The 22,254-nt window shown below is 70.2% G+C and carries 23 protein-coding genes; 10 read left to right on the forward strand and 13 right to left on the reverse strand.

The window, feature by feature from the left end; all coding sequences use genetic code 11:
• Nucleotides 1-207: 207 nt before the first annotated feature.
• The 5 genes from OG309_RS34670 (at nucleotide 208) to OG309_RS34690 (ending at nucleotide 5,894) form a co-directional block, all read left to right on the forward strand.
• Nucleotides 208-807: a PadR family transcriptional regulator gene (locus tag OG309_RS34670; protein WP_329427082.1), complete on the forward strand. Its 600-nt coding sequence runs from the start codon at nucleotides 208-210 to the stop codon at nucleotides 805-807.
• On the forward strand, nucleotides 804-2,570 hold the full coding sequence (locus OG309_RS34675) for a sulfatase (protein ID WP_329427084.1): 1,767 nt from the start codon (nucleotides 804-806) through the stop codon (nucleotides 2,568-2,570). Before OG309_RS34670 ends, OG309_RS34675 begins: the two co-directional genes overlap by 4 nt.
• 113 nt (nucleotides 2,571-2,683) lie before the next feature.
• The gene (locus OG309_RS34680; protein WP_329427086.1) at nucleotides 2,684-4,024 is read left to right on the forward strand and encodes an MFS transporter; all 1,341 of its coding nucleotides are present in this window, start codon (nucleotides 2,684-2,686) and stop codon (nucleotides 4,022-4,024) included.
• 161 nt (nucleotides 4,025-4,185) lie between these two features.
• A complete protein-coding gene (locus OG309_RS34685) occupies nucleotides 4,186-5,028 on the forward strand; it encodes a formylglycine-generating enzyme family protein (RefSeq protein ID WP_329428705.1) in 843 nt (280 codons plus the stop codon).
• 35 nt (nucleotides 5,029-5,063) lie between these two features.
• Nucleotides 5,064-5,894 carry an SGNH/GDSL hydrolase family protein gene (locus tag OG309_RS34690; RefSeq protein ID WP_329427088.1) on the forward strand — a complete coding sequence of 277 codons (831 nt, stop codon included), beginning with the start codon at nucleotides 5,064-5,066 and terminating at the stop codon, nucleotides 5,892-5,894.
• Nucleotides 5,895-6,101: 207 nt separating this feature from the next.
• Here OG309_RS34690 and OG309_RS34695 read toward each other — a convergent pair whose 3' ends face one another.
• The 4 genes from OG309_RS34695 to OG309_RS34710 form a co-directional block, all read right to left on the reverse strand.
• A complete protein-coding gene (locus OG309_RS34695) occupies nucleotides 6,102-7,004 on the reverse strand; it encodes a HEAT repeat domain-containing protein (protein WP_329427089.1) in 903 nt (300 codons plus the stop codon).
• The gene (locus OG309_RS34700; protein WP_329427091.1) at nucleotides 7,001-7,921 is read right to left on the reverse strand and encodes a HEAT repeat domain-containing protein; all 921 of its coding nucleotides are present in this window, start codon (nucleotides 7,919-7,921) and stop codon (nucleotides 7,001-7,003) included. The genes OG309_RS34695 and OG309_RS34700 overlap by 4 nt, the downstream gene beginning before the upstream one ends.
• A gap of 2 nt (nucleotides 7,922-7,923) precedes the next feature.
• Nucleotides 7,924-8,136, reverse strand: a complete 213-nt coding sequence (locus tag OG309_RS34705) for a hypothetical protein (protein ID WP_329427093.1) — start codon at nucleotides 8,134-8,136, stop codon at nucleotides 7,924-7,926.
• A gap of 357 nt (nucleotides 8,137-8,493) precedes the next feature.
• A complete protein-coding gene (locus OG309_RS34710; protein WP_329427095.1) occupies nucleotides 8,494-8,703 on the reverse strand; it encodes a hypothetical protein in 210 nt (69 codons plus the stop codon).
• A 44-nt stretch (nucleotides 8,704-8,747) separates the two neighbouring features.
• On the opposite strand from OG309_RS34710, the gene OG309_RS34715 reads away from it, so the two are divergent.
• Both OG309_RS34715 and OG309_RS34720 read left to right on the forward strand, forming a co-directional pair.
• Complete coding sequence (locus tag OG309_RS34715) at nucleotides 8,748-9,518, forward strand: alpha/beta fold hydrolase (RefSeq protein WP_329427097.1); 771 nt, start codon at nucleotides 8,748-8,750, stop codon at nucleotides 9,516-9,518.
• Nucleotides 9,519-9,627: 109 nt separating this feature from the next.
• On the forward strand, nucleotides 9,628-9,903 hold the full coding sequence (locus tag OG309_RS34720; protein ID WP_329427100.1) for a hypothetical protein: 276 nt from the start codon (nucleotides 9,628-9,630) through the stop codon (nucleotides 9,901-9,903).
• Here the strand turns inward: OG309_RS34720 and OG309_RS34725 are convergent.
• Entirely contained in the window at nucleotides 9,825-10,289 is a 465-nt protein-coding gene (locus OG309_RS34725; protein ID WP_329427101.1) for a hypothetical protein, read from the reverse strand. The two genes, OG309_RS34720 and OG309_RS34725, sit on opposite strands and share 79 nt — an antisense overlap.
• 81 nt (nucleotides 10,290-10,370) lie before the next feature.
• Between OG309_RS34725 and OG309_RS34730 the strand changes: the two genes are divergently transcribed.
• Entirely contained in the window at nucleotides 10,371-10,679 is a 309-nt protein-coding gene (locus tag OG309_RS34730; protein WP_329427103.1) for an acyl-CoA-like ligand-binding transcription factor, read from the forward strand.
• 258 nt (nucleotides 10,680-10,937) lie between these two features.
• Here OG309_RS34730 and OG309_RS34735 read toward each other — a convergent pair whose 3' ends face one another.
• Both OG309_RS34735 and OG309_RS34740 read right to left on the reverse strand, forming a co-directional pair.
• Complete coding sequence (locus OG309_RS34735) at nucleotides 10,938-11,573, reverse strand: hypothetical protein (RefSeq protein WP_329427105.1); 636 nt, start codon at nucleotides 11,571-11,573, stop codon at nucleotides 10,938-10,940.
• A gap of 617 nt (nucleotides 11,574-12,190) precedes the next feature.
• Nucleotides 12,191-13,513, reverse strand: a complete 1,323-nt coding sequence (locus OG309_RS34740) for a DUF2254 domain-containing protein (protein WP_329427107.1) — start codon at nucleotides 13,511-13,513, stop codon at nucleotides 12,191-12,193.
• Nucleotides 13,514-13,829: 316 nt separating this feature from the next.
• On the opposite strand from OG309_RS34740, the gene OG309_RS34745 reads away from it, so the two are divergent.
• Nucleotides 13,830-14,705 carry a universal stress protein gene (locus tag OG309_RS34745; protein WP_329427109.1) on the forward strand — a complete coding sequence of 292 codons (876 nt, stop codon included), beginning with the start codon at nucleotides 13,830-13,832 and terminating at the stop codon, nucleotides 14,703-14,705.
• Nucleotides 14,706-14,793: 88 nt separating this feature from the next.
• Entirely contained in the window at nucleotides 14,794-15,636 is an 843-nt protein-coding gene (locus tag OG309_RS34750; RefSeq protein WP_329427110.1) for a hypothetical protein, read from the forward strand.
• Nucleotides 15,637-15,766: 130 nt separating this feature from the next.
• Here the strand turns inward: OG309_RS34750 and OG309_RS34755 are convergent, their stop codons facing one another.
• The 6 genes from OG309_RS34755 to OG309_RS34780 all read right to left on the reverse strand — a co-directional run bounded on the left by OG309_RS34755 (nucleotide 15,767) and on the right by OG309_RS34780 (nucleotide 22,252).
• Nucleotides 15,767-15,919, reverse strand: a complete 153-nt coding sequence (locus OG309_RS34755; RefSeq protein WP_329427112.1) for a hypothetical protein — start codon at nucleotides 15,917-15,919, stop codon at nucleotides 15,767-15,769.
• A 45-nt stretch (nucleotides 15,920-15,964) separates the two neighbouring features.
• Nucleotides 15,965-16,537, reverse strand: a complete 573-nt coding sequence (locus tag OG309_RS34760) for a potassium channel family protein (RefSeq protein WP_329427114.1) — start codon at nucleotides 16,535-16,537, stop codon at nucleotides 15,965-15,967.
• Between the two features lie 462 nt (nucleotides 16,538-16,999).
• Nucleotides 17,000-18,775, reverse strand: a complete 1,776-nt coding sequence (locus OG309_RS34765) for a cation:proton antiporter (protein WP_329427116.1) — start codon at nucleotides 18,773-18,775, stop codon at nucleotides 17,000-17,002.
• A gap of 61 nt (nucleotides 18,776-18,836) precedes the next feature.
• Nucleotides 18,837-19,895: a cytochrome d ubiquinol oxidase subunit II gene (locus tag OG309_RS34770; protein WP_329427118.1), complete on the reverse strand. Its 1,059-nt coding sequence runs from the start codon at nucleotides 19,893-19,895 to the stop codon at nucleotides 18,837-18,839.
• On the reverse strand, nucleotides 19,892-21,370 hold the full coding sequence (locus tag OG309_RS34775) for a cytochrome ubiquinol oxidase subunit I (RefSeq protein WP_329427120.1): 1,479 nt from the start codon (nucleotides 21,368-21,370) through the stop codon (nucleotides 19,892-19,894). Before OG309_RS34775 ends, OG309_RS34770 begins: the two co-directional genes overlap by 4 nt.
• A 42-nt stretch (nucleotides 21,371-21,412) precedes the next feature.
• Nucleotides 21,413-22,252, reverse strand: a complete 840-nt coding sequence (locus OG309_RS34780; protein WP_329427122.1) for an SDR family oxidoreductase — start codon at nucleotides 22,250-22,252, stop codon at nucleotides 21,413-21,415.
• Nucleotides 22,253-22,254: the final 2 nt, after the last annotated feature.

A 22,254-nucleotide genomic window follows, 5' to 3' on the forward strand; every position in this document is an offset into this window, starting at 1 on the left:
TCTGCCGACCGCCGCCCGCTCGCAGTCCGTCGCGTGTCGGCATCTGAGGGCTCCGTTCGCCCGCCGCCCTGTCGGGATCGGCCGGGTCTGAACATGAACGGCTCGATACGGCCTTGATAAGTGCGTGCCGGATCCGTTGACGCCTCCCTCTGTAGGCCCTACAACACTAAACACATAGGTGACAGTGCACATAGGGGCGGTGGGTCGGTGAAGTTCGAGTACGTGCTGCTCGCGTTGATCGCGGGACGTCCGCGGAGCGGTTTCGATCTGGGGCGTTGGGTCGAGTCGGAGGGACAGTTCCTGCGGTCGCGGGCGCATCACAGCCAGATTTACCGGCTGCTCGGCCGGATGACGGCCGACGGCTGGGTGGCGTTCGACGTCGATCCGCGGGAGGGGCGGCCGGACGCGAAGGTGTACCGGCTCACCCCGCGCGGGAGTGAGGTGCTGTGGGGATGGGTGCGTTCGCCGTACGAACCGACCAGCCGATTCCAAGACCCGGACTTCCTGGCCCGCTTCGCCTTCACCGCACCCCTCGACCGGCAGGCCGCGATCGAGCTGATCGACACCGAACTCGCCTACCGGCGCGCCCAGATCGCCCGCAACCGCAACCGCGACCGAGACCGCGTCCTGCGCTTCGAGAGCCCGCTCCCCGAGATGGACAAGGGGCTGGCCCAGGAGGTCTTCGACGAGCTGCACGCGTACGGCTCGTCGGCGGTCGACACCTGGGTGGACTGGCTTGAGGGCATGCGGCACCGCCTCGAACAGCACCGGACGCCGGACACCGAGAGAGGGGATTCCCCCGCATGAAGGCCATCATGGTCATGTTCGACAGCCTCAATCGGCGCATGCTTCCACCGTACGGATCCGACTGGACCCATACGCCGAACTTCGCTCGCCTCGCCGAACGGGCGGTCACGTACGACAACGCGTACGCGGGTTCGCTGCCCTGCATGCCGGCCCGCCGGGAGTTGCACACCGGCCGTCACAACTTCCTGCACCGCAGCTGGGGACCGCTGGAGCCGTTCGACGACTCCATGCCCGAACTGCTCTCGCGGAACGGCGTCTACACCCATCTCGCGAGCGACCATCCGCACTACTGGGAGGACGGCGGGGCCACCTACCACGGCCGGTACAACACCTGGGAGTTCTTCCGCGGGCAGGAGGGCGACCCGTGGAAGGGCCACGTCGCCGACCCCGAGATGCCCGAGGGGCTGAAGCGGATGCGTACCCCCGCGTACCGCCAGGACTGGATCAACCGCTCCTACATGGCGACGGAGGACCGGCATCCGCAGACACTGACCTTCGACGCCGGCCTGGAGTTCGTCCGCGCCAACAAGGACGCCGACCGCTGGTTCGTACAGATCGAGACCTTCGACCCGCACGAGCCCTTCTTCTCCCACCAGCGGTACAAGGACCTCTACCCGCACGAGTACGACGGGCCGCACTTCGACTGGCCCGACTACAAGCGGGTGACCGAGAGCGACGACCAGGTGGCGCACGCCCGCTTCGAATACGCGGCGCTGCTGTCCATGTGCGACCGCTCGCTCGGCCGCGTCCTGGACACCATGGACGAACTGGAACTGTGGGACGACACGCTCCTGATCGTCAACACCGACCACGGGTTCCTGCTGGGCGAGAAGGGATGGTGGGCCAAGTGGGTGCAGCCCTGGTACAACGAGCTCGTCCATCTGCCGCTGTTCGCCTGGGACCCGCGGCATCCGGGGGCGGCGGGCGAGCGGCGTTCGGCGCTCGTTCAGACGATCGACCTGGCGCCCACGATCCTGGAGTACTTCGGCGTCGACCGCCCGGCCGACATGCAGGGCGTACCGCTGTCGGTCGCCGACGACACTCCCGTACGAGAAGCCGGCCTCTTCGGCGCGCACGGCGGGCACGTCAACGTCACCGACGGTCGGTACGTGTACATGCGGGCGCCCGTCTCACCCGACAACGCCCCGCTGTACGAGCACACGTTGATGCCCACCCACATGCGCGGCCGGTTCAGCCCGGCCGAGCTGGTGGACGCGGAGCTGGCCGAGCCGTTCGGCTTCACCAAGGGCGTCCGTCCCCTGCGCACGCCCGGGCGCAGCCTCCTCAACCCCTATCAGCACGGCACTCTCCTTTTCGACCTGGCGAGCGATCCGGAGCAGCAGGCCCCGCTGGTCGACGACGAGGCCGAGCTGCGCATGGCCTCCCTGCTGGTCGGCCTGCTGAGGGAGGGGGACGCGCCGCCGAGCCAGTTCGAGCGGCTCGGGCTGCCCGCCGACGGCCCGGTGACCGAGAAGCACCTGCTGGTGCGTGCCCAGCGCGCCCAGGCCGAGCGGGCTGCGGAAGCGCTGCCGCGTCCCGAGGAGTTCCCGGCCGGGCGCCTGTCGCTGCGGACGCCGATGCGGACCCTGATGTCCGACCCGGTCACCTCCGTCGTACTGCGCAGGCATCTGCCCAGCCTGTTCGACTCCGAGCTCCTCCAGCTCCTCGGGCCCATGCCGCTGATCGACGTCGCGGCGGTGGCGGCCGGGGCCATGCCCCGCGACGCGCTCATGGCGGTCGCCGAGGAACTCGCCGCACTCTGAGCCACCGACGAATTGGCCGGTGACGGGGTTGCCGCCCCGTCACCAGCCGACACACCCCTTCTCCCCGTGCATCTCCAGCGAAGAGACCACACACCTAGAGGAAGCGAGGCGCCATGCCCGAGCTTATCCACGATCCCTCCAGAACCGGACCGGCCCCGAACACCAGAGTTCCCGGCCGCTGGCGACAGCTGTCGCTCCTGGGCGGCGCCATGCTCGTCGACAACACCGAGGCCGGCATGATCGGCGGCCTGTTCCCGGTGATCCGGCAGGCCCTCGGGCTTTCGCTCGGAGCTCTGGGCGTCCTGACCGCCGCCGGCAAACTGATCGGCGTGATCACCACACCGCTGTGGGTGTGGGCCGCCGAGCGCTGGTCCCGCAAGGCGGTGCTCGTCCTCTGCGCCGGCATGTGGGGCGTATGGGGCATCGCCGCTGGCTTCGCGCAGAACTTCACCCAGCTCCTGCTGTTCTCGACGCTGCTCACCGCGGGATACGCCGGAGCCCACCCGATCATCACCACCTTCGTCGGTGACCTGTTCGACAGCTCGTCCCGCGGCCGGGCCGTCGGCATGCTCTTCGGGGCGACCGCGCTGGCGTCGTCGGTCTTCGCCGCGCTCAAGGGCCAGCTGGCGGGCGTGGAAGACGGGTGGCGCTGGGGCCTGTGGGCGATCGGTACGTTCAGCATCCTCTTCGGCCTCGTGCTGTGGCGGTTCCTGCGCGACCCGGGCCGGGGCGCCTCCGAGCCGCAGCTCGCCGACCTCGACCCCGCCACCCGGAACGCCACCGGCCTGGTGAACCGACGCCAGGTCGCCTCTCTCCTGAAGATCCCCACCCTGGTGGTCCTCCTCGTCTCCCGGCTCCTCTCCGGCCACCTCCTCGTCTTCTCCTTCGCCGTCGTCTTCCTCGTCGAGGTCTACGGATTCACCACCCAGACCGCGTCCGTCGTCCTCATGCCCCTGGGGACCGGCTATTTCGCCGGAACGATCCTCGGCGGCCTGGCCGCCGACCGGGCCGCCCGCCTCAGCCCGCGCCACGGGCTGCCCGCCGTGCTCCAGGCGGCCCAGATCCTCTTCGCCGCCCTGGCATTCCTCGGCACCCAGTTCCACTACGCCGGCATCGGGCTGTACGCGCTGTTCTTCGGCCTCATGGGGGTGGCGCAGGGCGTCAACCCGGGCATCAACCGGCCGATGATCATGGCTGTGGTTCCGCCCGAGCTGCGGCCTGCGGCCTTCACCCTCTACATCTCCGTCTTCGAGGCGATCGCCTGGGCTCTGTTCGGCCTCGGCGCCGGCTTCCTCGGCGACGCGATCGGGCTGCGGCCCGTCTTCCTGTGGGTCCTGGTGATCCTGATGCTGGTCAACGGGGCGTTCCTGACCCTGCTGCACCGCACGTACGCCCGCGACACCGCCCGCCTGCAGGCCGAGCTCGACCGGCGGCGCGAGCAGGCCCTGTCATGAGCCAGGGACCCTTCGCGCCGGTTCAGGGCGAGGAGGCGGAGCCGTACGCCCCCGGCACCCCAGCCGCCTGCTGCGCACCCGGACGGCGGCCCGGCCTCCCTGACGCACCTCTCCGGCTGCTCTCGCCACCGCGGCCACGGCACGACACCTCGGCCGTCGGGATGGTCATGCTGCCAGGAGGCGAGTTCCTCATGGGAACGGACGACGCGGAGGGCTTTCCCGGCGACGGTGAGGGACCCATCAGGCGGGTGCGGCTGAAGCCGTTCCTCATCGACACCCGTGCCGTCACCAACGACGCCTTCGCCCGCTTCGTCGCCGACACCGGTCACGTCACCGAAGCCGAACGCTTCGGCTGGTCGTACGTGTTCGCCGGCTTTCTGCACGCCACACTGCGGCGCGGCGCTCCACGCCCGGAACGCACCCCGTGGTGGTGCGGAGTCTCCGGGGCTGCCTGGAACAGGCCCGAGGGACCCGGAAGCACCCTGGAAGGGCGTGGAGACCATCCGGTCGTGCACGTCTCCTGGAACGACGCGGCCGCCTACGCGGCCTGGGCCGGCAAGCGTCTGCCGACCGAGGCCGAGTGGGAGTACGCCGCCCGCGGGGGCCTGGAGCAGAAGCGCTACCCCTGGGGCGACGAACTCGACCCGGACGGCATCCACCGCTGCAACATCTGGCGGGGAACCTTCCCCGCGAAGAACACCGCCGCCGACGGCTTCCGCGGCACCGCCCCGGTCGACGCCTTCGAGCCGAACGGACACGGCCTGTACAACACCTCGGGCAACGTGTGGGAGTGGTGCGCCGACTGGTGGACCACCGACCATCCCGCCCGGCGCCCACTGGACGATCCGGCCGGCCCCGCCACCGGAACCGCGAAGGTCATCCGCGGCGGATCCCACCTGTGCCACCGCTCGTACTGCAACCGCTACCGCGTCGCCGCCCGCACCGCGAACACCCCGGACAGCACCAGCGGCCACGCCGGATTCCGCTGCGCCCGCAGCGCCTGAGCACCCCGTCCCGTACGCACCGCCAGGAGACCCCCATGCGCAAGAGCCGTACCTTCGGCATGCCCAGAACCCGCCTCCGTGCCCTCGCCGCCGTCCTCGCCGCGCTGACGACCACGGCTCTCGGCCTCACCACGACCGACCCCGCACACGCCGCCCCCGCCACGGGGGTCCACTACGTGGCCCTCGGCGACTCCTACTCCGCCGGCGGCGGCTCCTCGACCACGTACCTCAACGACTGCAACCAGAGCGTCAACTCGTACCCCTACCTCTACGCGCAGCTCACCGCCCCCGCCACCTTCGACTTCCAAGCGTGCGGCGCCGCGAAGACCACCGACGTCCTCGACAAGCAGCTGGCTCCGCTGGGCGACACCACCACGCTGGTCAGCATGACCATCGGAGGCAATGACATCGGTCTCGGCACGGTCATGGCCACCTGCCTGTTCGGCAGTGACAGCGCCTGCCTCGACGCCATCGCCACCGCCGGGACCACCGCACACGCCGAACTCCCCGGCAAACTCGACACCGTCTACGACGCCATCCGCACCCGCGCCCCACAGGCCCGCGTCGTGATCCTCGGCTACCCGAGGTTCTACGACCTCGCTGCCACCGCCTGCCCCGGCATCAGCGCCACCAAGCGCACCGCGCTCAACAAGGGAGCCGACGTCCTCAACAGCGTGATCCGCGACGAGGTCGCCCAGCACAGCGGCTTCGTCTACGAAGACGTCGCCGACCGTTTCACGGGCCACCAACTGTGCGACAGCACCCCCTGGCTCCACGCCCTCAACTGGCCGATCGGGCAGTCCTTCCACCCCAACGCGGCCGGCCAGTCGGGCGCCTACCTGCCCGCCCTCCAGAACGCCGCCTGAACGCGAGCGGGCCACCCGCTCCGGCGGCTCGGTGTGGCGGACAAGAGCGTCGTCCGCCAGCCGCCACCACTCCTCCAGCCGGCCACGCAACTGTTCCAGGCCCTCGGACGGCAGCGCGAAGACGATCTCCGCGTCGGCGAGGAGGCCCGCGACCGCTCGCCGGGCCACCTCGTCGACGCCGATCGCGAGTGGGACGTCGACGGACAGTCACCCGGCCCCCTCCTGCCTGTCCCACTCGTCCAGGGTGCGCAACGCGTGGGCGCGGATGGCCGGGTAGGGGTCGTGGGCGGCGCGTTCGAGGGCGGGGAGGGCCTGGGCTCCGGCGCTCCGGCCGAGGTTCTCCAGGGCCGCGTGACGGACCGCGGGTGCGGGGTGGTGGACGGTGAGGTGTTCCAGCAGCGGGGTGTTCCGGTCGTCCGCGAGGTGGCCGGCGAGGTCGCACAGCAGGCGGTGCGCGGAGACGGACCGGCTGTGGTTCGTGCGGGTGATGGTCGAGGTGGCGGGGTCGAAGAAGCGTTGCTCGGCCAGGGGGTCGGGGCTGTCGAGCAGGAGGTTCAGCGACACCGACAGTTCGGTGGGGTGGTGCTGGGCGTGGATGTCACGGCTTGCCCGGTAGTACATGATCTTGCCGGGCGGGAGCGTGGTCTGTTCGAGGAAGGTCAGGTCGACGGGTTCGCCGGGGTGGCCGTTGACAGCTGTGGGGTCGTACTCCCAGATGGTGGTGGCGTATCCGGGGCCGAGGTGTCCGACGGTCAGGAACGAGAAGTCGTGGTCGTGCGGGGTTTCGTAGGAATGCAGGGCCTGTTCCTCGTCGGCGGTCAGTGAGCTGGGCGGCATCCAGATGTTGGCGCGGACCAGGAAGCCCTCGCCTCGGCCCAGGAGCAGGCTCTGTCCCGCGTAGCGGTTGTCGGACTGCCAGCTGGCCAGGTCGGCCAGCTCCTGGTGGAGGTGGTCGACCAGCAGGTCGGTGTTGTCGCTCAGCGCGCGCAGCGCGCCGGCGGACTCCAGGACGGAGTCCGGGTCGTGGGGGTCGACGGTGGCGCGGATGTGGTCGAGGTAGTCGGCCAGCTCCAGGCGGCCGGACTCGGCCGGGGTCAGGGTATGGGTCACGCGGGGGCCTGGGATTTCGGGAGCGGAGCCTGGACGGCGGTCTGGGATTTCGGGAGCAGGGCCTGGAGGGCAGCCTGGCGGACCTCGGGATGTGGGTCGTGGGTGGCGTCGTGGAGGAGTTCTCGGCCGGCCGCCGGATCGATGCGGTGCACGGCGCGGATCGCCTCCCATCGCACCTCGTGCGACGGGTGCCCGGCGAGCGATCGCAGGACGGGCAGGGAGGAGGGCCGGCGGCAGGCGGCGAGCAGGCGGACGGTGTACGTCAGGCGGGACGCCGTGCCGTCCGTGCTGATCATCCGCACCGGCCCGAGCGTGGCCCGGTCGTAGGCGAACCGGTAGGACAGATGCGGATGGGCGGCGAGCACCAGGTGCACCAGCCCTGTGTCACCTGGCGTCAGACGCGCCACCTGGGAATCCGCGCTCAGGGTGAACACCTGCCCCGGCCGGAGGGGGTGCCGGCCACGCGGTGTGAGCCGAGCCGCCGGGTCGAGGAGATCGGGGCGGGTCCCGGCCGGCCGGTCGAAGCACTCCATGCTCCCGCCGTCCCGTGCGCCGGAGGGGACGGCGAGCATGTAGTCGGCCGCTGAGGTGACCAGCAGGTTCTCCGGCAGGGAAGGCGCTGTCGCCCGCAGCGTCAGAGACCAGCCCGACCCCCGCGCAAGCACGAAGGACCCGCCGTCGAACCCCGCCACCCGGTGCCGGGGCCCGGCCTCGACAGCGCGGCGCAACAACCGGTGCACCGCCTCCGCCACAGTGGCCGACCGTGCCAGCTCCTCCAACAGGCCACGGCAGCCGGCCAGCGACGGCCGTGCGCCGTCGGCAGCCGGCTGTCGGTCGATCCGTTCACCGAACGCGGCGAACAGCCCGTCACCCGCCGAAGGACCGGAGCCCCTCGGCGAGATGACCTCATCAGCCATCGCTACTGCTTCTCACCGCCGTCGGAGACGCCCCACCCGAAGATGGCCGGCTCCCACGCGACCAGGTTCTCGACCGACCCGACCGCACCACCGACCGGCGCCACGGGCGTCGCCAGGTCGGGAAGCTCACCCTCGCCGCAGGAGTCCACCGAGATGCCGGACGAGGCACCCGATCCCGTACCCGCGGCCGTGTTCTTGACGACACCAGTGCTCATGCGCTGACTCCTGGATGAAGGAAGGAACGTGATCAGTACTCGACGGACCGTGCAACGACCACGGTCCGCCCGGGTCACGGCCGGGACTTGCGGGAACCGGTTCTCGCGGAGCACGGCGACGGGTGCCTCTTCGGGGTGAGGGACCTTCTGATCCTCTGACGGTGGGTCACCTCGCGCGATAGACGTACCGCATGGGGGTCGCCGTGCTGTTCACCCGGCAGGGGGCCGTCCAGCGGAGACCGTTCCACCCCCGCGGGCGCGCCCGCGACGGCTCCGCGCCTGTCACCAACCGGTCCGGCCCCGGGCAGCACCGGCAACGGCGACTTCCGTACCTGTCCGGCCCCGGTCTGCGCCGGGTCACCAGCACGACCGCGGGTCTTGTACGTGCTCTGGCGAGTGCCGGTCCTCCCCCCTGCCCAGGCCGGTCCGGACCAGGAAGCCGGGGTCCGCGTCCCACGGAGGGGCAGCGATGTGCACCCGCTGGGTGCCGGGGATGCCCACCTCGACGAGGGCCCCGCCGCGGAACATCCACAGACCGAACAGGTCGTCGTCCTCGTCGTGCAGCATGACCTGCACGCATGCGGGGTCGTTCCACGGCAGGGTCTCTGACGGTGGCCGGGCGTCGCCTGTCCTTCCTCGACTTCGGCGGTCCGGGTCGCCCTCTACTCGCCCTGCACGGGCACTTCGGAGATGGCCGCACCTTCGCGCACCTGGCCCGGGAGCTGAGGAACTCCTGGCGGATCATCGCGCTCGACCAGCGTGGACACGGCCTCTCCGACAGGCCTTCCGATTTCTCCCGCACCGGCTACGTCGAGGACGCAGCGACGGCGCTACAACATCTGGGGATCCACCGGGCGGCCGTACTCGGCCACTCCCTGGGCGGCGTCAACGCCTACCAGCTCGCGTCCCGGTTCCCCGGACTTGTGGACGCACTCATCGTCGAGGACATCGGCGCCGAGGTCGATGACGACGTGTCCTTCAGCCTGGCCTGGCCGCACCGGGCACCGACCCGGGCCGAACTGTTGGAAGAACTCGGCGCCTCGGCGCGATACCTCATAGGCGCAGTCCGTGAGTACCCCGACGGATGGGGCCTTGCCTTCGACCCGAAGGATATGAACGCCTCGCAGCAGGAGCTCAACGGGGACCACTGGAACGACTGGACCTCCAGTGACTGCCCAGCCTTGCTTGTCCGCGGCAGCCGGAGCACAGTGCTCAGCGCGGAGCACGCGAAGGACATGGCGACGCGGCGCCCCCATACCCAGCTCATGGAACTTCCCGCCGGCCACACCGTCCACGAGACGGTCCCAGACGAGTTCGCCGCAGCTGTCAACGAGTTCCTCGGTTCACCGTGGACCTACCCGAATGAGACCTTCAGTCGGTAACCCACCGTAACGGACCGCACGACCTGAGCCAGGGCCTGAGCTTCGACAGCAGTTCCTGTTCCGAATCGCCTGGTGCGCCACGGCGGTCGGGCTGGTCATGTCGGCGGCGGTGCCGGCCCAGCCTGCCGCCGCCGACACGACCCCTCGGCTCCTGGTGGTCCAGGTGGTCGAGGAGACGAGGACCGTCGGCGACTTCCAGCAGGTCTTCGCGTGGTGCGGCGACGGGTCCGAGGCCATCAGCGGCGGCGTCGAGGCGGCCGCCCCCAGCGTCGGATACGACGCCGTGGCCCTGGTCGCGAGCTTCCCCTACGCCCGATACGGCGAGAACAAGGCGCGGGGGTGGGTCGCCGACGCCCGCAATTTCGGCGGGAGGCCACCACCGTGACCGTCTGGCCGGCCTGCGCCGCCCCTGACGAGGGTGACGTCGTCGGGCCAGTCGTGGGCGAACGCCGCGCTGGTGGCGTGGGGAACGACGGTGTCGGCGGTGCCGTGGAAGAGAAGCACGGGCTGCTTCGGGCCGCCGCTGTGCCGGTTGGCGGTCAGGGTGTCGACGGCGTCGAGGTCAGCGCCGGAGCGGATTTCCACGAACGCGGAGAGGACGTCGGTGACGGCTCCGGGCAGGGAGAATCGATCGACGATCGTGCTGATGGCGGCGCCGTAGTCCAGTGCGGGGGAGTCCACGACGGCCCCGCGAACGAGACTGGTGTCCGTGGCGCGGTCCAGGTTGGTCTCGACGATGCCGCCGCCCATGGAGAACCCGTACAGGACCACGCCGTTGGCAAGCGTCCGCTGCGGGCGAGGCCGTGGGTGATGGCCTCGTGCGCGCTGCCGGTGTGCTGGTAGTGCTCGCGGATGGAGATCAAGGCAGCCACAGAGCTCGACCTCCTGGAACATCGCATGTTCGAGGCCACCCCCGAACTCCAGGCCCTGCGGAGCATTCACTACTCCGACGCAGTCCGGGCGGGCACCGCCTCGATCGCCCGCGACATCGGAGCGGCCCCCGACGATGCCGGGCCCGCCCTCGCCGCCGCTGCCATCGTCGCCGTCATCACCCAGGCGTACGCCCCAGCCGAGAACCAGGACGCAGAACAGGCCCTGCGGACCGGCTTCGTCTTCCTCGAAGCCGGCATCGCATCTCTCGCCCAACCATCGAAACCCTGAGGGGTCGTCGCCCGGAAGCGGCCGGACGTGCCCAGGTCAGGCGCCCCTTTCTGTGGTGCCTGGCGAAGAATGCGTCCGCGCGTCCGAAGCGTCGGTGAGTTCGAGTGCCGCCCGCCATGTCGCACCGCCGGCATGCCGTTGGGTGCCGTGCCGTGCTGAGCAGGAAGGGCGGCGACGATGGCCATACCGGATGGACAGGAGGCGCCGGAACGGGGGGGCGGTGCGGGATGGGGCCGACGTGGTCGTCCCGACCACTCGTCAGGCGAGGACGTTGACGGCACGGGCGACCACGAGCCCGAGAATGAGCAGGGAGACCAGGGACTGAACGCCCATGGTGATCTTGGCCCAGGGTGCCAGGGGCATGACGTCGGTGGGGCTGAAGGCGGTGGCGTTGGTGAGTGCGAGGTAGAGGTAGTCGATGTAGCGGGGCCGCCAGTCGGCGCTGCTCAGCCGGGGATCGAGCTGTTGGGGGAAGGCGAGCGCGGGGGTGGAGGGCATGCGGTGGGCGCGGGAGGCGGGCCCACCGCTGTCGAGCTCGAAGAACAACAGGGAGAAGGCGAGGACGGTGCAGGCCCACACCGTGCCGCCGGTCTGCAGCAGGCTGGTGGCGGAGCTGGTCTCCTTCCCGGCATGGAGGATGTCGTCGACCAGTTGCACGGTCGACCAGACGGCACTGAGGGCCAGAACTCCCACCAGGGCGATCGACATGCTCCGCAAGGCGGCCGTGCGCCGGTCGATCCGGCCCGGGTCGCCGGCGATGAGCGCCAACAGGAGCAGTCCCTCGATGGCAGGGAGAACCCAGCGAGGTGCCAGACGGAGGTCGTCGGGGAGGAAGACGGTCAGCACCATGGCGGTGACGACGGCCGCCGCCATCGGCCATCGCGGCTCGCCCAAGGACTCGTCCGGTCTCGGTCTCTCGGTCGTCTCTGGGGTGCGTCCGGTCACGGTGGCGGCCCTAACGGTCGAATGTGGAGTGATGGCGCTGTCCTGCCCTCGGAAGGTATAGCCGCCGGGCGGGCGGGCGTCGGATCCCACGCGTGGTGCGCGACAGCGCCGGACCCGACCGTGAGATGCGCAAGGAGGCAAAGGACGGTACGACCCGCGGTCCAAGCGCCCGTGGGACGACGAGGGACGACACCTCCATGGCACAGGCCCACCAGCCCACCGGCACCGACTCCGGGGCCCGTTCGCCGGGCTTGGCGTCGGGTGCGCCGACGCAGGGGGTGTCCAGGTACGCGGGGTCCGGAACCGCCGGACAGAACGCCGGGAGCAGGCCGAAGGTGACGTCCGGTTCGGGGTGGGGCCCTTCCCACGTGTGCCGGGTGGCGGCTGACCAGACGCCCACGCGGGATCGACGCCCGGTCCTGGGCCCGAGGGCTGCTCCAAGGCCCGGGGAGTCGAACGGACCCGAGCTTCTTCGGCGAGTACGACACGAGAAGGTTCTTGGCCTGCTGGCGGTACGGCATCGGCAGGTGTCTGATCAGCGGAAGCGATGGCCACCGGGCATGAAGTCAGCCAGGTGGTCCGGGAATGGTCCGGCGTCCGGTCACGGCAGGGTGATTCCCGCCGATGCCCTGGTGGTCGGCCTGCTCCGCGACGGCTCGGCGGGCGGAGTCGGTGAATTCGCGCTCGATCGCCTCCTGTAGGAGGAGCAACTGCGCGCGTACGGCGGGGTGCTGAGATGGCGGCAGGGCGTCGAGCAGGCCGTCGAGCATGGCCCGGAGCCTCCGGCAGATCTGGACGGACGAACCTCCGTAGTCACGGATCTCGCAGACGGCGAGCTCGAGGTAGTTGTCCCAGTCCCGGCCCGGGAGCACGAGCCGCGCGTCCCCGCCACGATCGGCCAGGACGTAACGTCCGGGCAGCCGCGTGTTGCCGACCGTGTGCAGGAACCACTCGATGTAGTTGATGACCTGCACCGCGGTCGTGGGGTCGTTCACCGCGGGAGAGAGGGCCCTGATCGCGACGTCGACGAGGACTCTGAGCGCGAAGGCGGGATCCTGTTCGATCGTACGCTCGGCTCCGAGGGCGACATGACGGTTCACCCGCTCCGGGTCGGGTCTGGACGTGCCCCCATGGACCTCCACCAGCACGGTTCCGGGCGGTACGAAGTCCCCGATCAGCCGGGTCACGACGAAGACGCACTCGTGGCGGGCCGCCTCCGCGATCAGACCGGGCACGTCGAAGGCCTGGATGGCTCCGCCGCGCACGGTACGGATCTGCAGCACCGGACCGTCGGACGGTACGGCTCCGTCTCCGCGGGGCGCGGCACCGCGGATCGCCGCGGCGCCGTCGGTGAAGACGGTCTCTCCCATGCGGGCGACCAGCTCCGCGATGGCCACCGGGCGGAGGCTGTGGGTGAACCGGTTGAGGTAGATGAGCAGGAGTACCAGACTGACGGCCACCGCCGCGCCGGCCAGGGTGACCCCGAGGTCGGGGACCGATGCGGATTCGACGCTCCGCAGCAGGGAGAAGGCGAACGCGAACGTCCCCGTGAAGGTCGCCAGAACCGCTTTCTGCAGCCGGTCCCGGTACCACAGGCGCATGTACCGGGGGGAGAGGGTTCCCGTGGCCTGCTGCACCACCAGCACGCCGATGGTGACGACGAAGCCGAGCAGCGCCACCATCGCGCCCACGATGGCGGTGAGCACGCCGCTCGCGGTCGTGGCGGAGTAGTGCCAGCCGCTCGGCGGCCAGTCCGCGCTGTCGACGGCGAGGGCGGCCTCGGCGAGCAGGGTGCCGACGACGAGACCGATGAGCGGCACGATCCACAGGCTGGCCTTGACGTACTGCCGCAACCTGAACCTGTCCGCCCAGGACGTCATGACACCCATGCCAAGGCCCTTCGCGGGAGGAGGAGGTGCGCTCGAGGCACGACCGACGCCGGGTTCCCTCGACGGGTTCCCTCCCTCTCACGGTAGGGCGATTCCCGGCCCCGCGCGCAGCGGACACGGAAGGCCGTGGACCCGCTTGCACCGGACGCGGACGCTGGACTGCGAAAGGACGGGCGTGGCAGTGGCATCCGCCAGACGGGGCACTTCGTCAGCGTCGCCGAACGCTCCAGGCACCATCGATTCAGCGACTCGGTAGCTTCGTGACCAGGTGCCCTCGCACACGGATGCCCTGAGGCGCCTGCGAGGCCGTTCGACGATGGTCCGAGGCGAGGAGAGCAGCGTGTCCCTACCTGTCACTGTGGGAGTGGACGGCTCTGAAGGAAGCACGGCGGCGGTGGACTGGGCGGCCGCCGAGGCGGAGCTGCGCGACGGTGGTCTACGGCTGGTGTACGCCACACGGTGGGCGGAGCATCAGCTGGGGGCGATGAAGGTGTCGCACCAGGACCGTGCCGGCGCGGCGGAGGGCGTGCTCGCCGTTACCGGGCGACACGTCGGTTCTCGGCATCCGGACCTCGCCCTGACCGCCGACGAGGTCGAGGACGCCCCCGTCAGCGTGTTGCTCGCCGCCGCCGCCGAGGCGGAGCTGCTCGTCGTGGGCTCTCACGGGTTGGGTAGCGTCCGCGGTTTCATCATCGGTTCCGTGGGACAGGAGGTCGTCGCCGAAGCAGAGCGCCCGGTGGTTCTCGTTCGCCCCGGAAGCGAGCAGGACGGCTCCGCCGCGCCCGCGGGCAACAGCCGCCGGAAGGTGGTCCTGGGCCTGGATGTGAACGAGGTCAAGGACGAGGTACTGCACTTCGCGTTCGATTTCGCCGGGCGGCACCACGTCCCGCTGGAGATCGTGCACACGTCGCATGACTCGTTCGTCCACCACTCCGGCGCCGCCGCCGAGGAGGAGAGGGCGTCAGCGCTCGCCAACGCGGTTCGACCCTTCCGGGACCAATTTCCGGCGACGGAGGTGGTGGAGGTGACGGCTTCGGGACGGGCGGCCGAGCATCTCGTCGAAGCCGCGTCGGACGCGCGCCTGCTGGTCGTCGGCCGGCGCAGGGCGGCCAGGGGCTCTCATATCGGATCCATCACCCACGCCGTCATCCACCACGCCTCCTGTCCTGTGGCCGTCGTGCCGCACACCTGACAGCCCGGGACACCGGTCATCCAGGGGACGGCACAACGTCCACGTTTCGCTGGCCCCGGGGCAGCGGAGCTGGAACTAGGCTCGTGACGTGGAACCGCCCCAGCGCCGCGCCGAAGGCGCGGGACCGTTCACCACCCGGCTCACCTGGCACCGCCCCGAAGGGGGGACGGTGGTATGGGAGTCGCGGCTCGCGCGCAAGCGGGGGGCCCTGTCCGTCCACGGCCCCGGGGGCACGGTCGCCACGCCCCCCACCGCCGACACCCAGGCCCTGGACCGACTTCGCAGGCTCAATTCCGTCGCGTCGGTGGCGTTCTTCCTCGGCGGAATCCTCTTCGCTCTCGGCGCCGGGGTCGCCCAGTTCGGCTCGGGCGACCCGGTCGAGAGCGCCTCGATCTACTTCGTGGGCGGGCTGTTCTTCAACACCGGGGGCTACACCTCGCTCTTGCAGGTCCTGAACGCGCCTCGTCACTCCCCAGGCAGCGGCGCACTGGCCACGGCCGGCTGGCGGTGGTGGGGGTACGAACCGATGCGTCTGGACTGGCTCAGCACGTTCGTGCTGTTCACCGGGACGCTCGTGTTCGGAGTCAACCTGCTCGACTCCTTCCTGCAGGGGCTCTCCGTCGAGCAGACCAACCGGCTGATCTGGACTCCCGACGTGATCGGATGCGTGCTCTTCCTGGTCTCGGGTCACCTTGCGTTCGCCGAGATCTGCCATCGCTCCCGCCCCTGCCTCCGCTCGCGCAGCCTCGGCTGGTGGGTGGTCGCGGTGAACCAGTTCGGGTCGATTCTCTTCATGGTCTCCGCCTTGGCCGCCTTCACCCGGGCCGCCACCCAGAGCCCGGTCAACGCCGACATCGCCAACTGGGGGACGTTGTGCGGTGCGCTTTGCTTCTCGTTCGGTGGTGCACTGCAGGCCTTCGAACGACCCTAGGTTCTGAGCCGCGGCCCTTCGGCGCGGGTGGTGACCGGCGTGCCCTTGCGGTCGATCCGGTCACCGAAGTGGCCGAAGATGACGCCACCGAGCTGTCGGACGTACAGCCCCGTCGCCCGCAGCCTTGTCCTCAGGCGGTGGGCAGCGGCCACCAGGCCGGTGGAGTGTCCCAGCCCAGTGCCCTCGGCAGGTCCGCCCCCATCACGTGTTCGAGCTCGTGCAGGCCGGCGAGGAACCAGAAGGCAGCCAGGGAGACGGGGACGCCGATGAGCGCGCTGAACACCAGGACCTTGCGAGGGGCGGTCCTTCCGGAACTGGGGCACGGAGGTCACGGTTCGGGATCCTCCGGTGCCGAGGAGGACCGGCGTCGCTCCAGGCCGATCCGGGCCGCTCCGACGATGACCTTCGCGATCACACCTACGAGGATGAGATCGGCCACCATCTGGCCCGTGGTCAGCACCCGAGCGGTCTGCGACACCGGCACGATGTCGCCGAAGCCGACGGTGGCGAAGACGGTCACCGTGAAGTAGAGAGCGTCGTTCCTGCTGAGCGGTTCGGAGAAGGAGGGTTCTCCGTGCCCTCGCGCGTAGAGGTAGTAGGTGGCCGAGAACAGCAGCAGAAACAGGGGGACCGCGGTGGACAGGGCTTCCACGGCGCGCAGCCGCGGGTACGGCGATCCGATGATGCTGACGGCTTGAAGGGCCAGCAGCGCGCCGATCGCCGTGATCCCCAGGACCAGCACGATGCCCGTGTGTTGGTCGAGGTCTCTGTCGAGGGGCAGCAGGAAGTAGGCCGTGGTGGCCGCCGTCACCACGACCGCCGAACGCAGGAGGGGCAGGAGCAGGCGAACGCGCCGGGGACGGATCCGGCGGCCCTGTTCGCCTTCCCGCGGTGCGCTCACGGGGACCGAGGCTCCTTCCCGGCGACGAACCCGGCCACGGCGAGCGTCGTTGGCACCGGCCAGGGCTGGGCTTCCATACGGATCTCCTGCAGAGCGGTCCGCGGGTGGCCGCGAGCGGCGGAGCGTCCGTCGCCCGTCCAGCAAAGGCGCTCTCGCCGGGTCTCGCGACCGGAGCGGCGCCGCATGTCCTCGTCCGGCGGCCGATGCGTCGTGGCGCCACCGAAGGACTTCGGCCCGATCGCGCTTGAGGATCTTGCCCGTGGCGTTGGTGGGCCGGACATCGAGGAATTCCGCCGGACGGGGTACCTGTGGCCCGCCGCGAGCTCGGCGAGAAGGGTGCCGAGGACGAGACCGATCATCGGCACGATGCACGGGCCGGCCCTGGCCCTCATCGACGCCGCGATCTCCCTGGACTCGATGCTCCAAGAGCCGCGGCGCGCCGGACCGTGGGCCGCGAGGCCCTCAGGGCGATGCGGTGGTCGTCGCGGGCCCGAGGAGGACGACGGTGTCACCCTCCTGCGGCACGGTCTCCCGTCTCTCCGTGACGGGATCCAGCCGGTGGTCGGCCCGCACCACGAAGAGCGTGTCGTACTCCTGCGGCAGCGGGGCGGCGGCCGGCTGCACCACGAACCGGGCACCCCGTCCGTAGCGTTCCGCGAGGACGTGCCGGACCAGGGAGCGGCCGAAGAGGATGTCGCCGCCGGTGTAGGGAGCGACCACGCCGTGGCTGTCGTGCGGTGGCCCCACCCGGTAGACGGGACCCTCGACGTTGTCCTGCATCACGATCGAGGCGAGCGCGTTGAAGTCGTCGTCGTCGGTGGCCAGGAAGACGGCCGTCACGCCCTCCAGACGAGCCCCGGGGTTGATGGCCGTGGCCAGCAGATCGCCCTTGGCGAGGTCGAGGCCCGCCTGTTTGATCTCCTCGCGTTCTTCGTCGACTCCCGCCCACATCAGCACGTCGAGGCCGGCGGATCTCAGGGCCCTGCCCAGGTCGACCACCCACGGCTCGCCACCCACCAGGAGGACGCGCGTGCCCTCCGCTCTGACGACGCCCAGACGTCTGGCCACCGGGGCCGCCGTCAGCGCGTACAGCAGAACGGTTCCCACGATCACCAGGAAGGTGATGGGAAGGATCTCCGCGGCCCCGGCGACCCCCCGCTGTACCAGGCCGGCGGAGAAGGCCGAGGCCGTCGCTGCCGCGACGATGCCGCGTGGGTCCATCCACCCGACGAAGGCGCGCTCCCCCCGTGAAAGGTCCGTGCGCGCCGCGGCGCCGAAGGCCACGATCGGCCGGACGACCAGGACGAGGATCGCGATCAGTCCGAGCCCGGGGAGGAGTACCGGCACCAGGGACGCCGGGGACACGGTGGAGGAGATGGAGATGAACAGCAGTCCGATGATCAGCTGGACCAGGGTCTCCAGGAAGGGCCGGCGCGAGGGCATGTCGAAGCCGCGGATGTTGGAGACGGCCAGTCCCGCCAGGATGGCGGCGATGAGCCCGGTGTCGTCCCGCACGACGTCACAGCCCGCCGAGATGCCGATCACGATGGCGAGCTGTGCCAGCGTTCCGAGGGTCTCGCCGAGTCGCAGGGTGCGCAGGGTGAACCACAGCAGCGCGGTTCCCACGACTCCGCCCACCATCCCGACGGCGAGGCTGAGTGCGAACTGACCCAGCTGGTAACCCCGACCGATGTCGACGTGGTGTGACGAGGCGACCGCGTGGAAGGTGAGGGCGCCGAGGATGGCGCCGATCGGGTCGGTCAGCGTCCCCTCCCAGATCAGGATGCGCCGTACCTTGTCGCTCGGCCGCACGAAGTCGAGGATCGGCCCCACGACCGTGGGCCCGGAGACGACGAGGATCATGCCGAGCATCGCGGCCACGCGCAGGGGCATGTCGAACATCGCCGGTGCCACCGCGCTGGTGACGAAGAAGGTGAGCAGCACGCCGTACACGAGCAGCCTGACCACGATCCCTCGGGTGTGGTGGGCCAGCTTGCGCAGGTCGAGTCCCAGACCGGCGTCGTAGAGGATCACCGCGACGGACAGCGACACGAGGGCGGAGAAGTCCGGACCCAGGAGTCTGTCCGGGTGGATGACGTCGGTGATCGCGCCGGCGGCGAATCCGACGGGAAGCAGGATGATCAGGGCCGGGACGCGCAGCTTGCTGGCCAGGATCTGCGATCCGGTGGCGAGCACCACCGTCAGGGCGAGTCCGAGAAGGATCTCGTCGTCGGTCACAGCGGCTTCCTTCCTCGGAGTCCGGACGTGAGGGGCGTCCAGGACGCGTGCGAACGGGCGATCAGAGGTCGGGTGCCGCGTCGTCACCCGTGGTGCCGCTCCCCTTGCGCAGCTCGGCGTCGGTGAGCTCTTCGAGCTCACCGTGGGTGTCGAGCCAGTAGAGGAGGACCACGGCTGGTACGACGAGCAGCAGGGCCACCAGGGTGACGATCGCCAGCCACGTCAGCGTGGCGGGCGCGCCCGCGGCGTCGGCCACGGTCAGCGAGGTCGGCAGCAGATAGGGGCGCTGGGCCATACCCCAGGCGACGACGGCCGACGCGACGACGCCGATCGCCGTGACACGCATCCAGGTGCTCGGAGGCCGTAGGAGCATCACCAGGGTGGCGAGGGCGGCTGCTCCGGCCACGACGACGAAGAACAACCCCAGGCCGTGGGTGAGTCCGTGCCACACATAGGGGGCGTCCTCGTGGGTGACAAACGCGGTGACCACCGCCAGCACGGTGAGTACGGCGAGACTGCACAGCGCCCGTCGCCGGAAGTAGTCGACCAGATCGGGCGCGTCGAACCTGCGGGCGTCCCCGGTCAGGAACACCGCGCCGAGGAAGGCCGTGGTCGCGACGGCGACGAGCCCGAACACGAGGGAGGTGGGGCTGGTCCAGATGTCGGCCGAGGCCTCGGTGCCGGGAGCCACGCGTTCCGACGCGACCCCGCCGACGGCGGCACCCAGGAGGAACGGCGTGACGAGCGAGGCCACGGCGAACATGGCGCCGTACAGGCGACGGCCGGCGAGCCGCCGGGTCGGCTTGCGGAAGGCGAATCCGGCGCCACGCAGGACCATGCCCACGACGGCCAGGGCCAGCGGGAGCCACATCGCGGAGAACACGGTCTGGAACAGGACGGGGAATCCGGTCCACATGATGACGAGAACGAAGATCAGCCAGACGTTGTTGACCTCCCATACGGGAGCCATGGCGTGGTCGATGAGCCACCGGGGCCGCCGGCCGCGCGCCGTCCCACCGGCCGTCAGGTCCCAGAAGCCGGCCCCGTAGTCGGTACCACCGGCGCAGGCGTACGCGGTCACGGCCAGGAGCAGGACCACGGCGATGAGGTCGGCTGTCACGAGCGGTCACCCCCGGGCCGCCCGGCTCCGTCTCCGGTGGGAGGGGCGTCTCCCACGGGAAGGGGGGCTCGCGGCCCGTAGGGGAGGTCGTCCTCCGGCGGACGGCCCGTCCCTGCGGCGGCCTGCCGGTCGGCGAGGCGCCACCGGGTGCGCATCTTCAGCAGGATGACGAGGAACGAGCCGAAGAGGAACACGTACACCGCCATCACCACACCGAGCATGATCCACAGGCTGGTGGAGCGGGTCGACGTCACCGCCTCGGCGACCCGCATGTTCTGGTACACGATCCAGGGCTGGCGTCCGACCTCGGTGGCGATCCAGCCGCACTCGACGGCCACCACGGAGGCGACGCCCGCGCAGGCCGCCGAGCGGTAGAACCAGGTCGAGGCGGGCAGTCGGCGGTGCCGCAACCAGACGAACCCGTACCAGAGGGCGAGCAGCACCAGCACGGATCCGATCAGGACCATGAGGTCGAAGGCCCAGTGGGCGATGGTCGCCTGTGTGGCCGTGGGGCGTTGGTCCGCCGGTACGGACGTCAGTCCCACCACCTCGGTGTCCGGGCTGAACCCGGCCAGCACCGAGTCGAGCAAGGGGATCTTGATGCCGCCCGAGACGGTGCCGTTCTCGTTCAGACGTCCGAAGAGGTACTCCGGCACCCTGGTGTCGGTCTTCCAGACGATCTCCATCGCGGCGAACTTCACCGGTTGCTTGTGGAACACCGACCGGGCGATGGAATCGCCGAGGACGAACTGCACCGGGGCGGCGACGGCGGCGATGGTGAACGGAACGGCGAAGCCGAGCCGGTGGTAGCGGTCCCGGCGGCCGCGCAGCCAGCCGACGGCATAGACCCCGGCCACCATGAAGCCCGCGGTGAGGACCATCGCCACGACGAAGTGCCAGTACTGCGGTCCGAACATCGGCGTGAAGATCGCCTTCCAGACGTTCACGTCGACCGGGTTGCCACCGGAGTCGAGCGAGAAGCCCTGTGGCGTGTTCATCCAGGAGTTGGCGGCCAGGATGCCGAACGCTCCGAGCAGCGCGGCGAACGGCAGGGGCAGGCCCAGGAGGAAGTGCGTCCGCGGCTTCAGCCGCCGCCATCCGTACAGGTAGATGGCGATGAGCACGGCCTCCAGGAAGAAGGCCCAGGCCTCGACGCCGAATCCGATGCCGAAGACATCACCCCACCGCCCCATCAGGCCGGGCCAGAGCAGACCGAACTCGAACGAGAGCACCGTGCCGGTGACGATGCCGAGCGCGAACTGCACCGCCATGACGGCCGACCAGCGTCGTGCCAGGAGCAGTGCCGTGGCGTCCTTGTGGCGCAGTCCGCGGTAGTGCATGACAAGGGTGATGAAGGGGAAGGCGACGCCGAGCGGTACCAGGATGATGTGGGAGGCCAGAGTGAAGGCCATGAGTTCCCGGGCCGGCAGCAGTTGGGCCGGGGCATCCGCCAGCAGGTGGAGCGACGTGGACATGCAAGCCTTCGCTGTTCGTGGACGTGACAGGCCGGGAGACGGTCACCCGCCTGTGGCGAATCCCGGGAAGAGGGTCATGCCGCCGTCGACGTACAGGGTGGTTCCCACCACGTAGTCCATGAGGTCGGAGGCGAGCGCGACGACGGCGTTCGCGATGTCCTCGGGGTCACCGATGCGGTCGTACGGAATGAGCCGCAGGAGGTCCTCCCGCGCTTCCTGCGTCTCCCAGGCGGCGCGGTTGATCGGCGTCCTGATCGCTCCCGGGGCGACCGCGTTCACGCGGATCTTCTCGGGTGCGAGCTCCTGGGCCAGGGTCTGCATCATCATCTGCACGCCGCCCTTGGAGGAGGCGTAGTTGACGTGGCCCGACCAGGGGATGATCTGGTGCACGGAACTCATGCAGATGATCTTCCCGGCGGAGCGGGACACCTCGGGGACCACGCCCCGGCGCCGGAACTCCTTGGTCGCCTCCCGGGCGCAGAGGAACTGACCGGTGAGATTGACGTCGATGACCTTCTGCCACTGAGCGAGCGTCATCTCCGTGAGCCGGGCGTCCCGCTGCAGTCCCGCGTTGGCCACGAGGACGTCGATGGTGCCGAACTCCCGGACCATGCGGTCCATCATGGCGACGACCTGGTCCTCCTGGGACACGTCGGCCTCGTACGCCGCGGCGCGGACCCCGAACGAGGCGATCTCCGCGACCACCTCCTCGGCGGCCTCGCGCCCCGCCACGTAGTTCACGACCACGTCGGCACCGGCTCGGCCCAGACCGATGGCCGTGGCCTTGCCGATGCCCGAATTGGCCCCGGTGACCAGAGCCTTCTGGCCGTGCAGCAAACGCGCCGGGATCACATCCTGAGGTGCCCCCACAGTGGAATCCATTC

Source organism: Streptomyces sp. NBC_01268, assembly GCF_036240795.1.
Taxonomy (GTDB): Bacteria; Actinomycetota; Actinomycetes; order Streptomycetales; family Streptomycetaceae; genus Streptomyces.